This is a genomic window from Aquibium microcysteis, assembly GCF_014495845.1.
GTDB lineage: Bacteria > Pseudomonadota > Alphaproteobacteria > Rhizobiales > Rhizobiaceae > Aquibium > Aquibium microcysteis.
The window spans coordinates 2,742,527-2,756,673 of the sequence record NZ_CP061080.1 but is presented as its reverse complement, the minus strand read 5'-3'; the positions used below and the strand labels follow the sequence as shown (position 1 = coordinate 2,756,673).

Annotated in this window: 13 protein-coding genes; 8 read left to right on the top strand and 5 right to left on the bottom strand. The window is 68.6% G+C overall.

Features of this window, described 5'->3' with window-relative positions:
* The first annotated feature begins 46 nt into the window (after positions 1-46).
* From IAI54_RS12815 to hpxZ, 8 genes are all read left to right on the top strand, one after another.
* The gene (locus IAI54_RS12815) at positions 47-1,150 is read left to right on the top strand and encodes a BMP family ABC transporter substrate-binding protein (RefSeq protein WP_187972700.1); all 1,104 of its coding nucleotides are present in this window, start codon (positions 47-49) and stop codon (positions 1,148-1,150) included.
* 904 nt (positions 1,151-2,054) lie between these two features.
* Positions 2,055-3,164 (top strand): ABC transporter permease, encoded by a 1,110-nt coding sequence (locus tag IAI54_RS12810; protein WP_187972699.1) that lies wholly within the window; start codon positions 2,055-2,057, stop codon positions 3,162-3,164.
* Positions 3,161-4,081, top strand: a complete 921-nt coding sequence (locus IAI54_RS12805; protein ID WP_210321243.1) for an ABC transporter permease — start codon at positions 3,161-3,163, stop codon at positions 4,079-4,081. Before IAI54_RS12810 ends, IAI54_RS12805 begins: the two co-directional genes overlap by 4 nt.
* Positions 4,082-4,091: 10 nt before the next feature.
* On the top strand, positions 4,092-4,814 hold the full coding sequence (biuH, locus tag IAI54_RS12800; protein WP_187972698.1) for a biuret amidohydrolase: 723 nt from the start codon (positions 4,092-4,094) through the stop codon (positions 4,812-4,814).
* Between the two features lie 74 nt (positions 4,815-4,888).
* Positions 4,889-6,367, top strand: a complete 1,479-nt coding sequence (locus IAI54_RS12795) for an ABC transporter ATP-binding protein (RefSeq protein ID WP_187973146.1) — start codon at positions 4,889-4,891, stop codon at positions 6,365-6,367.
* A 1-nt stretch (position 6,368) separates the two neighbouring features.
* Positions 6,369-7,052 carry a cysteine hydrolase family protein gene (locus IAI54_RS12790; protein WP_187972697.1) on the top strand — a complete coding sequence of 228 codons (684 nt, stop codon included), beginning with the start codon at positions 6,369-6,371 and terminating at the stop codon, positions 7,050-7,052.
* Positions 7,045-7,821, top strand: a complete 777-nt coding sequence (locus tag IAI54_RS12785; protein ID WP_187972696.1) for a 5-formyltetrahydrofolate cyclo-ligase — start codon at positions 7,045-7,047, stop codon at positions 7,819-7,821. The genes IAI54_RS12790 and IAI54_RS12785 overlap by 8 nt, the downstream gene beginning before the upstream one ends.
* Positions 7,821-8,213 carry an oxalurate catabolism protein HpxZ gene (hpxZ, locus tag IAI54_RS12780; protein WP_187973145.1) on the top strand — a complete coding sequence of 131 codons (393 nt, stop codon included), beginning with the start codon at positions 7,821-7,823 and terminating at the stop codon, positions 8,211-8,213. The genes IAI54_RS12785 and hpxZ overlap by 1 nt, the downstream gene beginning before the upstream one ends.
* A gap of 97 nt (positions 8,214-8,310) precedes the next feature.
* Here the strand turns inward: hpxZ and IAI54_RS12775 are convergent, their stop codons facing one another.
* The 5 genes from IAI54_RS12775 to IAI54_RS12755 form a co-directional block, all read right to left on the bottom strand.
* On the bottom strand, positions 8,311-9,777 hold the full coding sequence (locus IAI54_RS12775; RefSeq protein ID WP_187972695.1) for a sigma-54-dependent transcriptional regulator: 1,467 nt from the start codon (positions 9,775-9,777) through the stop codon (positions 8,311-8,313).
* A gap of 115 nt (positions 9,778-9,892) precedes the next feature.
* A complete protein-coding gene (locus IAI54_RS12770) occupies positions 9,893-11,599 on the bottom strand; it encodes a methyl-accepting chemotaxis protein (RefSeq protein ID WP_187972694.1) in 1,707 nt (568 codons plus the stop codon).
* A complete protein-coding gene (locus IAI54_RS12765) occupies positions 11,596-12,744 on the bottom strand; it encodes a protein-glutamate methylesterase/protein-glutamine glutaminase (protein ID WP_187972693.1) in 1,149 nt (382 codons plus the stop codon). Before IAI54_RS12765 ends, IAI54_RS12770 begins: the two co-directional genes overlap by 4 nt.
* Before the next feature lie 8 nt (positions 12,745-12,752).
* Positions 12,753-13,634, bottom strand: a complete 882-nt coding sequence (locus IAI54_RS12760; RefSeq protein ID WP_187972692.1) for a CheR family methyltransferase — start codon at positions 13,632-13,634, stop codon at positions 12,753-12,755.
* 42 nt (positions 13,635-13,676) lie between these two features.
* Positions 13,677-14,147 carry a chemotaxis protein CheW gene (locus IAI54_RS12755; RefSeq protein WP_187972691.1) on the bottom strand — a complete coding sequence of 157 codons (471 nt, stop codon included), beginning with the start codon at positions 14,145-14,147 and terminating at the stop codon, positions 13,677-13,679.

Genomic DNA, 14,147 nt, shown 5'->3' with positions numbered 1-14,147 from the left:
CTTGCCGCCGTCCCTGCAACCTCCCTCTCAACCCCTGGAGCCTCTCATGACGTCGATGCTTTCCCGTCGTTCCCTGCTCAAGGCCGGCGCTGCCGGCCTGGCCGCGAGCGCTCTGCCTTTCGGTCTCGCCCGCGCCCAGACGCCGATCGTGCTCGGCGCGGTGTATGTCGGTCCACGTGACGATTTCGGCTGGAACCAGGCCCATGCGGTCGCCATGGACATCCTCAAGCAGGTGCCGGGCGTGACCGTCATCGAGGAGGAAAAGGTGCCGGAGACGGACGCCGTCGCCCAGTCGATGGAATCGATGATCAACCTCGACGGCGCCAATCTCGTGCTCGCCACCTCCTTCGGCTACTACAATCCGTTCGTGGTCGAAACCGCCAAGAAGTATCCGAACGTGCAGTTCCGCCACGCCGCGCCGCTCTGGAACGAAAAGACCGATCCCACGAATGCCGGCAGCTATTTCTGCTACCTCAACCAGGCGCACTACGTGAACGGCGTGGCGGCCGGCCTGTCGACGACGTCGAACAAGATCGGCTTCGTGGCGGCCAAGCCGATCCCGTCGGTGCTGTCCAACATCAACTCGGTGCTGCTCGGCGCGAAGAGCGTGAACCCGGCGGCGACCGTGCAGGTCATCTTCACCGGCGAGTGGTCGATGCCGGTGCGCGAGGCGGAGGCCGCCAACGCGCTGATCGACGCCGGCTGCGACGTCATCACCTGCCACGTCGACGGGCCGAAGGTCGTGGTCGAGACCGCCGAGACGCGCGGTGTCAAGAGCTGCGGCCACAATGCCAGCCAGGCGCCGCTCGCGCCGAAGGGCTTCATCACCGGCGCAGAGTACAAGTGGGAGACGATCTACAAGATCTATGCCGACGCCCTGGCCAAGGGCGAGGCGCTGCCGAACTTCATCGCCGGCGGCTATCACAACGACATGCTGCGCAACACGGCCTTCGGCGCGGGTGCGACGCCGGAAGCCGTCAAGGCCGGCGAGGCGGCCATCGAGGCGCTGAAGGGCGGCAAGCCGATCTATGTCGGCCCGCTCAAGGACAACACCGGCAAGCTGGTCATCGAAGGATCGATGGACAATTACGACCCGGTGCTCGACGGCATGAACTACCTGCTCGAGGGCGTGGTCGGATCGATCACCTGATCGCATTGCTCGGCGGGCGGCGGTCTGCCGCCGCCCGGCTGTCCGTCGTTCGATCACCGAGGCTGACGCCGATGACGTCCTTCCGCCCATGCCAGCTGCCCGTGCGCTCACCGGAAACGGGAAAAGGCGCAGACGTCGCGCATTTCCCCTCCCCCTTGAGGGGGTCCGAAGGACGGGCGAGACGCGTGGCTCGCCCCGGCAGGGTGAGGGGTGGGGGTGCCGGCGACACGCGATTGGGGGGAGAACCTGGCGCCGCGGCGTCCCCGTCGACCCCAGCCGCCGTCCGACGACAAGCTCCATCTCGCCACGTCTCGCGCGCGAACCCCCACCCTTACCCTCCCCACAAGGGGGATGGAGTCGCCAGCGCCGCACATTTCCCCTCCCCCTTGAGGGGGTCCGAAGGACGGGCGAGACGCGTGGCTCGCCCCAGCAGGGTAAGGGGTGGGGGTGCCGGCGACACGCGGGCGGGGGAAAGACATGGGGCCGCGGCGACCCCGTCGACCCACGCCGCCATCCGGCGACGAGCGCGGTCTTTCCACGCCTCACGCGCGAACCCCCACCCATACCCTCCCCTCAAGGGGGAGGGGGTCGCCAGCGTCGCGCATTTCCCCTCCCCCTTGAGGGGGTCCGAAGGACGGGCGAGACGCGTGGCTCGCCCCGGCAGGGTGAGGGGTGGGGGTGCCGGCGACACGCGATCGGGGGGACGACTTGGCGCAGCGGAGACCGTCGACCCCAGCCGCCGTCCGAAGACGTGCCCCATCTCGCCATGCCTCGCGCACGAACCCCAACCCTTACCCTCCCCTCAAAGGGAGGGGGTCGCCAGCGCCGCGGCAAGGGGTGGAGTTCGGCCTTGGCGATGTGGGAATGAACCCCGGCGACATGCCGCACAGTGGAGACCTTATCCATGACCGCCGTCGTCTCGCCCCCTGTCGCCCGGCCGATCAGCCTCGGCCCCCGCGCCATGCGCGCCGTCGAGGCCATGGTGATTCCGGCCGGTGCGCTGATTGCCTCGGCGCTGCTCTTCTCCGTCTTCCTGATCCTGCTCGGCAAGTCGCCGGCGACCTTCTTCAGCCTGATCTGGACCGGCGGCTTCGGCTCGTCCTTCTCGATCCAGAACACCCTGCAGCGCAGCGCCCCGCTGATCCTGACCGGCCTCGCCTTCGCCATTCCCGCCCGCATCGGGCTGACGCTGATCGGTGCGGAGGGCGCGCTGGTGCTCGGCGGCTTCACCGCCGCCGCCGTCGCCATCCCGCTCGTCACCGGCGGGGTCGCCCCGATCTTGACGCTGCCGCTGATGGCGCTCTCGGCGATGGCGGTCGGCGCGGTCTGGATCGGCATGGCCGGCTGGCTTCGCCACTATCGCGGCGTCAACGAGACCATCTCGTCGCTGCTCCTGTCCTACATCGCCGTCGCGATCATGAACTTCTTCGTCGAGGGCCTGCTGCGGGACCCGGCCTCGGCCAACAAGCCGTCGACCATGCCGATCGGCGACGCCTACCGGGTCGGCTCCATGCCCGGCACATCGGTGCACTGGGGGCTGGCGGCCGGGCTCGTCCTTGCCGTCCTGCTGTGGATCCTGATGACGCGCACCACCTTCGGCTTCGCCGCAAGGATGACCGGCGGCAACGTCCGCGCCGCCAAGGCGCAAGGGCTGCCCGTCGGCTTCCTGGTCGTCGCCTGCTGCGCCATCGCCGGCGCCTGCGCCGGGCTCGCGGGCTTCTTCGAGGTCGCCGCCGTCCACGGCCAGGCCAATGCCTCGCTGGTCGCTGGCTACGGCTTCACCGGCATCCTCGTCGCCTTCCTCGCCAGGCAGAACCCGCTCGCGGTCGTGCCCGTCGCCATCATGTTCGGCGCGCTCGCCGCCTCCGGCGGGCTGATCCAGCGGCGCATGGGCATGCCCGACGCCACCGTGCTCGTGCTGCAGGGCATCATCTTCGTCGTGCTGCTCGTGTCGGAGACCTTCTACGGGCGCATCCCCTTCCTGCAGGCCAGAACGACGGGAGACCGCACATGACGGGCGCCGACCTCTTCATCGTGCTGATCGCCATGGTCGGCGGGGCGATCCGCGTTTCCACGCCGTTCATGTTCGTGGCGCTCGGCGAGTGCCTGACGGAAAAGTCCGGCCGGATCAATCTCGGCCATGAGGGCAATCTGGTGCTCGGCGCCATGGTCGCCTATGCCGGATCCTACACGACGGGCAGCCCCTGGCTCGGCGTGCTGATGGCAGGCGGTGCGGGCCTCGTGCTCGGCGCGCTGCACGGCTGGATCTGCAAGCTGCCGAAGGTCAACGACATCGCCGTCGGCATCGCCTTCATGAGCTTCGGCACCGGTCTCGCCTTCTTCTTCGGCAAGCCCTACATCCAGCCGTCGGCACCGCGGCTCGAGGCCATCCCGCTCGGCGACTGGACGGGCAATTCCTCGATCGCCCAGGCGCTGCAGGTCAATCCGCTCTTCTTCGTCGGCATCGCGCTCGCCGTGTTCCTGTGGTGGGCCTTCCGCAACATGCGCTGGGGACTGATCCTGCGCATGACGGGGGACAGCGCGGCATCGGCGAAGGCCATGGGCGTGTCGGTCGACCTCGTCCGGCTTCTCGCGACGGCCGCCGGCGGGTTCCTCGCGGGTGTCGGCGGCGCCTTCCTGTCGCTCTACTATCCCGGCAGCTGGAACGAGGGCCTGTCGTCGGGGCAGGGCCTGATGGCGGTGGCGCTGGTCATCTTCGCGCGCTGGGACCCGGTGCGCTGCGTCTTCGCGGCGCTGCTGTTCGGCGCGGCCGGCGCGATCGGTCCCTCGCTGCAGTCCATCGGCATCAGCCAGGGCTACTACTTCTTCAACGCCGCCCCCTACATCCTGACCCTTTTCATCATGATCGCCTCCGCCCGCTCCAAGAGCGCGGCGCGCGAGGCGCCCGGCGAACTGTCGATCGTCAAGTGAGGATACCGAGATGAGCCTTGTCGATGAACGCATCGAGAAAGCCCGCGTGCCGGGCGGCGTGACGGTCGCGTCCGATCCCTATCCCTGGCCGTTCGACGGCGATCTCGGGCCGCACAACACGGCGCTCGTCGTCATCGACATGCAGACCGATTTCTGCGCGCCGGGCGGCTACGTCGATTCCATGGGCTACGACATTTCGCTGACGCGCCGGCCGATCGGCCCGATCCAGACCGTGCTGTCGGCGATGCGTGCGAAAGGCTATTTCGTCATCCACACGCGGGAAGGCCACAAGCCGGACCTCTCGGACCTGCCCGCCAACAAGCGCTGGCGGTCGCAGCGCATCGGCGCCGGGATCGGCGACCAGGGACCCTGCGGGCGCATCCTGGTGCGCGGCGAGCCCGGCTGGGAGATCATCCCCGAACTGCAGCCGGAGCCGGGCGAGGCGATCATCGACAAGCCGGGCAAGGGGACATTCCTCGCCACCGACTTCGACCTCGTCCTGCAGACCAGGCGCATCCGCAACATCATCTTCACCGGCGTGACGACGGATGTCTGCGTCCACACCACGATGCGCGACGCCAACGATCGGGGCTACGAATGCCTGCTGCTGGAGGACTGCTGCGCGGCGACCAAGGTGGAGAACCATCTGGCGGCCATCGACATGATCAAGATGCAGGGCGGCGTGTTCGGCGCGGTGGCGACGTCGTCCGTCCTGCTGGAGGCCCTGCCGTGAGTGCGGCGGCGCTCGCCGCCGACGTCGCGGCGCCGCCGGCCGCCCGGCGCGCGCCATCGCTGGAGACGGCGGGCATGACCAAGATCTTCGGGCCGCTCGTCGCGCTCGACGACGTCTCGATCAAGGTGCAGGCCGGCTCCTTCCACGCGCTGCTCGGCGAAAACGGCGCCGGCAAGTCGACGCTCGTGAAGTGCATCATGGGCTTCTATGCCGCCGACCGCGGCGCCGTGCTGCTCGACGGCGCGGAGGTCGCGGTGAAGAGCCCGCGCGACGCCCGCGACCTCGGCATCGGCATGGTCTACCAGCACTTTACCCTCGTGCCCTGCCTGACGGCGGCCGAGAACCTGGTGATCAGCCGCGCCGATGCGCCCACGATCATCGACTGGAAGGCCGAGATGCCGAAGCTCGAGGCCTTCATGGCGCGCATGCCGTTCCGGGTGCCGCTCGACGCGCAGGTGTCGACGCTGTCGGCCGGCGAGAAGCAGAAGCTCGAGATCCTGAAACTGCTCTATCTCGACCAGCGGTTCCTGATCCTCGACGAGCCGACGTCCGTGCTGACGCCGGGCGAGGCGGACGAGGTGCTCGGACTGCTCGGACAGATGGCGGCGCGGGGCGAGATCACCGTCCTGATGATTTCCCACAAGTTCCGGGAGGTGAAGGCGTTCTGCGATTCCTTCACCGTGCTGCGCCGCGGCCGGCTGACCGGCACCGGCGACGCGCGTACGGCGACGGTTGCCGAGATGAGCAGCATGATGATCGGCGACACGGAAGTGCGCGAGCGCGCCGAGCGCGTCATGCACAACGACCGCTCCGCCGTACTGGAACTCGCCGGACTGCATGCGGAGGACGAGGACGGCCGGCCGGCCATCGCCGCCGTCAACCTGAAGGTCCGGTCGGGAGAGATCGTCGGAATCGCCGGCGTGTCGGGCAACGGCCAGAGCGCGCTGGTGGAGACGCTCGCGGGGCAGCGGCCGCTCTCGGACGGCCGCATCTTCATCCACGGCAAGGCCTTCGAGCCGAAGCGCTCCGATTTCGACCGGTTCAAGGTGTTCGGGCTTCCGGAGGAGCCGCTGAAGAACGCCACCGTGCCGCGGATGAGCGTGGCCGAGAACATGGCCTTCCGCGCCTTCGACAAGCCTCCCATCGCCAGTCTCGGCTGGTGGCTGTCGCCCGGGCCGATGCGGCGCAAGGCGGAGGAACTGATCGCCCGCTACCGGGTGAAGACCACGTCGCCGGACTCGCCGATCGAGTCGCTCTCGGGCGGTAACGTCCAGCGGGCGGTGCTCGCGCGCGAACTGTCGGGCGAGGTGGACGTGCTGATCGTCGCCAACCCCTGCTTCGGGCTCGATTTCGCATCGGTCGCCGAAATCCGCAGCCAGATCATGGAGCAGCGCAACCGCGGTGCGGCCGTGCTGCTGGTCTCGGAGGATCTCGACGAGATCCTGGAACTGTCGGACCGGGTCGCGGTGATGTCGGGCGGCACGATCAGCTACGTCGCCCCCATCGGCGAGACCGACCGCAACACCATCGGCCAGCATATGGCGGGGCACTGACATGGCGATCACCGTCGAAGCCCGGCCCTATGCCTTCCAGCTCGACCCGGCAAAGGTCTGCCTGGTCGTCATCGACATGCAGCGCGACTTCATCGAGCCGGGCGGCTTCGGCGCCGTGCTCGGCAACGACGTGTCGCGGCTGACCCGGATCATCCCCCCGGTGGCCGCGCTGCTCTCGCTGTTCCGCGGCCGGAGGCTGCCCATCCTGCACACGCGCGAAGCGCACCGGCCGGACCTGTCAGACTGTCCTCCCGCCAAGCGACTGCGCGGCGCGCCGGGCTTGAGGATCGGCGACGAGGGCGCGATGGGCCGCATCCTCATCGCCGGCGAACCGGGCAACGCGATCGTGCCGGAACTCGCACCGCAGCCCGGCGAGATGGTCGTCGACAAGCCCGGCAAGGGCATGTTCTGGGCGACCGGGCTCCACGAGACGCTCCAGGCGAAGGGGATCGAGCAGCTCGTCTTCGCCGGCGTCACCACCGAGGTCTGCGTCCAGACCTCGATGCGTGAAGCCAACGACCGCGGCTATGAGTGCCTGCTGATCGAGGAGGCGACGGAAAGCTACTTTCCCGAATTCAAGGCGTCTGCCATCGAGATGATCGTCGCGCAGGGGGGGATCGTCGGCTGGGCGGCGAAGCTCGCGGCGCTCGAAACGGCCTTCGCACGGGAATTCGTCCATGGCTGAGCAGGGACGCTGGGCCGGGCGCAACACGGCCAAGGACATCGTGCGCCACGACGTGTGGCGGCTCCTGGAGGAACACGGCGTCGCCGTCGGCCCCGCCTGGAGCATGATTCCCAACTTCGTCGGCGCCGACGTCGCGGCGTGGCGACTGGCGCAGACGGACGCCTGGAAAGCGGCGCGCACGGTCAAGACCAATCCCGACCACGCCCAGATCCCGATCCGGATCCGCGCGCTCTACCAGGGCAAGACGGTCTATGTGCCGGTGCCCTACCTGACGCACGATTTTCCCTATCTCAGGCTGGACCCGAAGCGGCTCGAGGCCGACGGCATATCCTTCGAGCTGGCCGCCACGGCGCAGGGTTTCATGCAGCACGGGGAGCGTATCGAACTCGAGGACGTCGAACCGCTCGACTTCTGCGTCGTCGGATCGGTGGCGGTCGGCCGCGGGGGAGGGCGGACCGGCAAGGGGGCAGGATTCGCGGACCTCGAAACCGGAATCTTCCGCGAACTGGGTATCGTCGGCGCCACGACGCCGATGGCCACGACGGTCCATTCGCTGCAGATCGTTGCCGACGAGCAGGTGGTGATCGAGGCGCATGACAGTCCGCTCGACTTCGTCGCCACCGAGGTCGAGCTGATCGAGACGCGCAATGCCATGCCGCGGCCTGCCGGCGTGACGTGGGACATGGTGCGGGCCGACCAGTTCGAGACGATCCCGTTCCTCGGCCGGCTGCGCGACCGGATGCTGGCACGCAAGGAGGCAGGCCGATGATGGTCGTGAACGATTCGGAGACGCTGGCGCAGGCCACGGCCGTGTTCGAAGCCTACGAGGCGGCGCTGCTCGCCAACGACAATCCCACCCTGGAAGCGATGTTCATGCCGTCGCCGCTGACGATCCGCTACGGCGTGGCCGAGGTGCAGCACGGTTACGAGGAGATCCGCGCTTTCCGCAAGGCGCAGGCGCCGTTCGAGCGGAGGCTCGCGCGCACCGTCATCACCACCTACGGCACGGATTTCGCCATTGCCTCGACGCTGTTCTTCCGGGACGACTTTCCAGGAGAGGTGGGACGGCAGATGCAGACCTGGGTTCGCACCGGAGACGGCTGGAAGGTTGCGGCCGCGCATGTGTCGATGATGCCCGACCCGACCGCAGGAAGCCGCTGAGGCCCGGCGCGACCTTTGGTCGGCTCCGCAGGTTTCCGGCGTCCGTCTTCGGGCAGGTCTTTGCTCCGGAACCGGGGCCGGAACCGGATCGGATGCGTCAGGAGGCTGCGTTCTCCCATGCCTCGATGCGGCGGTAGAGGGTCGACGGGCTGACCTCCAGCAGCTGAGCCGCCTTCGGAATCGAGCCGCCGCTGGCGGTGATCGCGCGCTCGATCGCCTCGCGGATGGTCGCCTCGAGCGGACCGACGGCCTGTTCGGGCCGGCCGGGTCCGTCGATCGGAGGCGCGGTCGTCACGATCCGATGTCCGTCGGACGGTAAGGCGGGGGGATGCGGACCGGAGGCTTCCGCCGATGCGCGGATGTCGGCCGGCAGCATGGCGGGCTCGATGGTCTCGCCGTCGTTCAGGACGACGAGACGGCGCATCAGGTTTTCCAGCTGCCGGACGTTGCCCGGCCAGGCGTGGCGCCGCATCGCGGCCAGGACATCGACCGACAGGGGAGAGACCTTCTTGCCTTCCTCTTCCGAGAAACGGGCGAGGAAATGCTGCGCCAGCTCGACGATGTCCTCTCCGCGGTCGCGCAGCGGCGGCAACTCGATCGGGATCACGTGGAGGCGGTAGTAGAGGTCCTCGCGAAAGCGGCCGGCCTGAACCTCGGCTAAGGGGTCGCGGTTGGAGGCGCAGACGATGCGGACGTCGGCGCGCTGCACCCGGTCCTCGCCGAGGCGCTGGACCTCCTTGCTCTGGAGGAAGCGAAGGAGCTTGGCCTGCAGCGCGACGTCCATCTCGCAGATCTCGTCGAGGAACAGCGTGCCGCCGTCAGCCGAGAGCGCCGCGCCCTTGCGGTCGGCTGTCGCCCCGGAGAACGCGCCGCGGACATGACCGAAGATCTCGCTTTCCAGCAGGTCCTTGGGAATGGCGGCGCAGTTGAGCGTGACGAAAGGTCCGCCGGCGCGCCTGGACGTGCGGTGGACGGCGTCGGCGCAGAGTTCCTTCCCGGTGCCGCTTTCGCCGAGGACGAAGACCGTCGCGTTGGACGGCCCGGCGTTGCGGATGATGCGATAGACGGTCTGCATGGCCGGCGAGCGACCGATGAAGCGGCAGAAGCCTGCCGCGTCGCCGAGTTCGCGCTTCAGCGTCGTGACCTCGGCCTTCAGCCGCGCGCGTTCGGTGGCGTTGGTGACGGTGACCGCCAGACGGTGCGCGTTGAGCGGCTTGACGATGAAGTCGAAGGCGCCGCGCCGCATGGCATCGACGGCGAGGTTGATGGATCCGTCCGCGGTGATGACCACCGCCTCCGTCTGGTCGCCGCGCTCGCGCATCGCGTCGAGTACGTCCAGCCCCGTCATGTCGGGCAGGCGCACGTCGAGCACGAGGGCATCGTAGGCAGCCGACTTCAGCAGCGCGAGCGCTTCGGCGCCGGTCGCCGCAGTCTCCACCGCGAAGTCCTGCTTTTCGAGAATCGCCCGGTATGTCGCCGCCAGCGAGGGCGTGTCCTCGACCACGAGGACGACCGGACGCCTCCTCCCCGATGTCTCGTCGCTGGCCACAGCCTTGAACTGCATTTTCGCCCCACCTCGGCTGTCCCTGCCGGACAGCCACGGAGCGTTCTATCCGAGATCCCTTAAGGATCGACGAAACCGGGCGGGTCGCGCAGCGTGGCCACCGGGGTCCGGTGTGTCACGTCGTGCCGGCGGAACGCCTCGCGGCGACACGGGCGGCGAAGGCGTCGTGGATGCGGCGCTCGTCCTCCATCGTGTAGCCGCTGCGCAGCTTGTCCAGCGTCTCGAGCAGGGATGCCACGAGGTCGTCGTTCCCGTCCGCTTCCGCAGGATCCACGCCGTCCGCCAGCCGTGACGCTCGTTCGGCAAGCTCGTTTGCGCGCGTGCGGCCTGTCCTGATGTCGCGAGCGGCGTCTTCCAGGGTCGAGGCCATATCGGGTCCTTCCGTTTCGAGGGTCTGGATCGCATCGCTGGTCCGACGGTCGATCGCCGTCAGAAGATCCACCGCCGACTGCGCGGTGGCTTCGATGCCGCCGATCTCGCGTGCGAGGTCGCCGCTGGCATCGGCCCTGATCCTCGCCGTGATGCCCGCGCAGGCGCGCAAGGCCTCCACTGCGGCCTCGGCGGACGTCACCGTCTCCACCGTCAGGTCGCGCAACTGCTGGGCCACGACGTTGAGGGCGCGTCCGCGGCTGCCGAGCTGGGCGCATTTCACCGTGGCGTTGAGGCTGAGGATGCGCATCTCCGCCTCGACGTCCTGAACAACCTCGACATGCGCCAGGAGTTCGGACACCGCGCTGGCCATCCGTTCGGCGAGGGCATCCAGTTCGGTCCGCTCCGACGCACAACGGCCGAGCAACCCGATCGCCTGGTGCAGAGCCTTTGCGAGCACGGCGATCGGGCCGTCGTCCGACCGTCCCGACCGTCCCGACCGTCCGACCAGCGCCGCGGCCGCGCGCACCATGTCGAGGGCGTCGCGGGACAGGCCGGTCAGTGCATCCTCGGCGGAGGCCATGTCGGCATCGTATTCCGCGACCGCGGCGGCCAGCTGCTCCGCCTGCAGCCTTGCGATCGGACCCAGCTGCGCGGCGGAGGCGTCCGGATGCGATTCATCGCCGTCCCCATCCGGAGGTATCGGAGCCAGGGCCTGCTCTGCATGTTCGATCCGCTGCCGCATGCGGTCGCCCGACTGCAGGGACAGAACGACGGCGCCGACGCGCGACGCGATCTGGCGGACGGTCTCGCCGGTGCGCCGGCTCACGTCTTCGGCGGACTGGCGGCGGTCCTCGACCCGCGCGAGATGCCCGGCGAGGTGGTCGCCGAGACCGGCCAGCGTTCCCGCATGCGAAAGCTCGAAGGCCAGGCGCTTGCCCGCCACGGCCTGCAGGTCGCCGCGCAGGCGTCGGAACAGGTCGGAGAAGCGGGAAACCGTCGTTCCCGCCTCGCGCGACAGACGGTCGATGTCGACCGTGAACACCTCGAAGCCTTCGATCTGGCCGATCTCGGCCGCGACGACGCGGGCATTCACCGACAGGATGCCGATCATCTTGACGCTGCGCTGCAGATCCGCGATCGGCGACGCCGAGCTGACGAGGGCGCGGTTCAGTTCGTCCATCGTCTGGCGCTCGCGCCCGAAAGCGGCGGTGACCTCCCTTGCCCGGTCGCCGATCGAGGCGATGTTGCTGCAGGCCCGGTCGAGTTCCTCGCTCCGGATGTCGCGCGGCAGCGCCTCGAACAGTGCCGAGTTCCTGTTCAGGTCCCCGACGCACTTCATGAGCTTGCTGCCGGCACCCGCCACGGAGGCATCGATCGCCGCGCGCGTTCCGGCCAGGTCCGCGAGGACCGACTGCCATGGCGAGGACGAAGGGCCGGCAGACGGGTTCATCGGGCGGCTTTCTCCAGCGTCGCGACGCGCGTCTGCTTCATGATCTCGGCAGCGATGCCGTCGAGCGGCATGACCTTGGTGACGGCGCCGCGATCGACGGCCTCCTTCGGCATGCCGTAGACGATGCAGCTGTCCTCGTCCTGCGCGATCGTGAAGCTGCCCATGGCCCGCATTTCGAGCATGCCCGCCGCTCCGTCGTCGCCCATTCCGGTGAGGATGACGCCGACGGCGTTGGCGCCGGCATTGTGGGCGGCGGACCGGAACAGGACGTCGACCGACGGGCGGTGCCGCGATATGTGGGGTCCTTCCACGATGTCGACGACGTAGCTGCGAGCCGTGCGGCGCAACAGCATGTGGCGGTTGCCGGGCGCGATGAGCACGCGGCCGCGCAGCACCGCGTCGCCTTGCTCCGCTTCCTTCACCGCGGGCGGGCAGAGGCTGTCCAGCCGGCGTGCGAAGGTGCCGGTGAACTTCTCGGGCATGTGCTGGACGATCAGCACGGGCGGGCAGGTGGCCGGCAGGCTCTCCAGCACGCTCCGCAGCGCCTCGGTGCCGCCCGTCGACGCACCGATGCAGACGATCGGTTCCGTCTGCGGGATCATCGCGCGCAAGGTGGCCATGCGTCCGGCCGACAGCGGTGGAATGATCGCATCGGCCTTGAGTTTCGGCTCGACCGTGAGCACCGGCACGGGACGGCGGAGCGCACGCAGGCGCGCGTGCGCCGCCGCCTTCGCTGCGTCGCAGATGCGCATGCGCGATTCGAGCAGGTAGTGCGCGGCGTCCATTCTCGGCTTCATGACGACGTCGACCGCACCGGCCTCCAGGGCCTGCATGAAGGTGTCGGATCCTTCCTCGGCGAGACTGGAGCAGACGACGACCGGCAGCGGGCGCTGCGACATGATCTTTCGCAGGAAGGTCAGGCCGTCCATCCGCGGCAGCTCGATGTCGAGGAAGATGACGTCGGGCACTTCGGCGCGGATGCGCTCGGCCGCGACGTAGGGATCGGGCGCCGTCGCCATGACCTCGAGATCGGGATCGGCGTTGATGATGTCGGTCAGCGCCTGGCGCACCGATGCCGAATCGTCGACGATCAGCACCCGGATCTTGTCGCCGGTGCGGGCAGTGACGGGACTGGTTCCAGGCATGGCTGTCCTCAGATCTTCTGGAATACCGCGGGTGCCACCTGAGCGAGGCCGGGCATGTTGCCGACCATCGACTCGGAGTGGCCGAGCATGATGTATCCGCGCGGCCGGAGGTGCCCGGCGAGGCGCTTGACGACGGCGCTCTGATCTTCCTTCTCGAAGTAGATCAGGACGTTGCGCACGAAGATGATGTCGACGTCGCGGTCGTAGGGATAGGTCTCGTCCATCAGGTTGAGCCGCTCGAAGGAGGCGAGGCTGCGCAGTTCCGGCACGATCCTCACCTCGGGCCGGAGGGCCTTGCGGACCGGCTCCATGACGTAGCGGGCGCGCATGTCCTTCGGCACCGGCGCCATCATGTCGGCCGGATAGACGCCGCTGCGCGCCTGGTCCAGAACCGCGGTCGAGATGTCGGTGCCGAGAATGGCGAAACGGAAGGCGTTGCGCCTCGTCGTCATGTCGTGCAGCACCATGGCCGCAGTATAGGCTTCCGCGCCGGTCGAGGCGGCGGCGCTCCAGATCTTCAGGAGCGGCATGCGTTCCCGCGACCGCTCGGCCAGCAGTGCGGGGACCAGGCGGTCGCGCATGATGTCGAAATGCTCGACCTCGCGGAAGAAGTCCGTCTTGTTGGTGGTGATGACGTCGATCAGGTGCGTGATCTCCGAATCGAGTGTGCGGGTTTCGATGACGAGCCGGCAATAGGTCTGCATGTCCGGAATGCCGAGGACGCGAAGGCGCTTGCGCAGGCGGCCTTCGACCATCAGCCGTTTCGTCGGCGGCAGCCTGATGCCGACCTTGTTGCCGATGAAGGTGGCCAGCCGCTCGAAGTCTCTGTTCGACAGGCTGTCTGCGGGATCGACGTCCGGATCGGGCAGGCGGTTGTGTGCGGCAAGCATTGCAGTCTCCTGCGGGCGCGGATGCGGCCCATCGTCTGCGGTTCAGTTGGGCAGCGCGTCGAGAGTGTCGGCGTTCGAGAGGGAGAACAGGCGGTCGAGGTCGAGCACGGTGACGAAGGCACCGTTGCGCCGGCCGATCCCGGCGATGACGCGGGAGTCCCAGCGGCGGCCCGTCGGGGGCGGCGGCGAAAGCGTCTCGTCGTCGAGCACCGTCACCTCGAAGACCCGGTCCGTCTTGAGCGCCAGCGTCAGTTCGCGGCCCTCCGCGTGGAAGCGGAGCACCACGATGCGCGTGTTCTCGTCATCGCCGGTCACCGGCAGTCCGAGCGTCGCGCGAAGATCGAGCACGGGCACGCCCTCGCTGCGCACGTCGATCATGCCGAGCAGGTTGGAGGGCGCGTTGGGCAGACGCGAGATCGGCCTCAGTTCCAGGATCTCCTGTACCTTCTCGACCGGGGCGGCGTAGATTTCTTCGGCGGCGCCGAGCGTGACGAACTGTGACGTTCCGGACAT

Coding starts and splice junctions, on each gene's coding strand:
- IAI54_RS12805 (WP_210321243.1), top strand. CDS start 3,161: ATGACGGGCGCCGACCTCTTCATCGTGCTGATCGCCATGGTCGGCGGG.
- biuH (WP_187972698.1), top strand. CDS start 4,092: ATGAGCCTTGTCGATGAACGCATCGAGAAAGCCCGCGTGCCGGGCGGC.
- IAI54_RS12760 (WP_187972692.1), bottom strand. CDS start 13,634: ATGCTTGCCGCACACAACCGCCTGCCCGATCCGGACGTCGATCCCGCA.
- IAI54_RS12815 (WP_187972700.1), top strand. CDS start 47: ATGACGTCGATGCTTTCCCGTCGTTCCCTGCTCAAGGCCGGCGCTGCC.
- IAI54_RS12755 (WP_187972691.1), bottom strand. CDS start 14,147: ATGTCCGGAACGTCACAGTTCGTCACGCTCGGCGCCGCCGAAGAAATC.
- IAI54_RS12790 (WP_187972697.1), top strand. CDS start 6,369: ATGGCGATCACCGTCGAAGCCCGGCCCTATGCCTTCCAGCTCGACCCG.
- IAI54_RS12785 (WP_187972696.1), top strand. CDS start 7,045: ATGGCTGAGCAGGGACGCTGGGCCGGGCGCAACACGGCCAAGGACATC.
- IAI54_RS12810 (WP_187972699.1), top strand. CDS start 2,055: ATGACCGCCGTCGTCTCGCCCCCTGTCGCCCGGCCGATCAGCCTCGGC.
- IAI54_RS12775 (WP_187972695.1), bottom strand. CDS start 9,777: ATGCAGTTCAAGGCTGTGGCCAGCGACGAGACATCGGGGAGGAGGCGT.
- IAI54_RS12770 (WP_187972694.1), bottom strand. CDS start 11,599: ATGAACCCGTCTGCCGGCCCTTCGTCCTCGCCATGGCAGTCGGTCCTC.
- IAI54_RS12765 (WP_187972693.1), bottom strand. CDS start 12,744: ATGCCTGGAACCAGTCCCGTCACTGCCCGCACCGGCGACAAGATCCGG.
- hpxZ (WP_187973145.1), top strand. CDS start 7,821: ATGGTCGTGAACGATTCGGAGACGCTGGCGCAGGCCACGGCCGTGTTC.
- IAI54_RS12795 (WP_187973146.1), top strand. CDS start 4,889: ATGACCAAGATCTTCGGGCCGCTCGTCGCGCTCGACGACGTCTCGATC.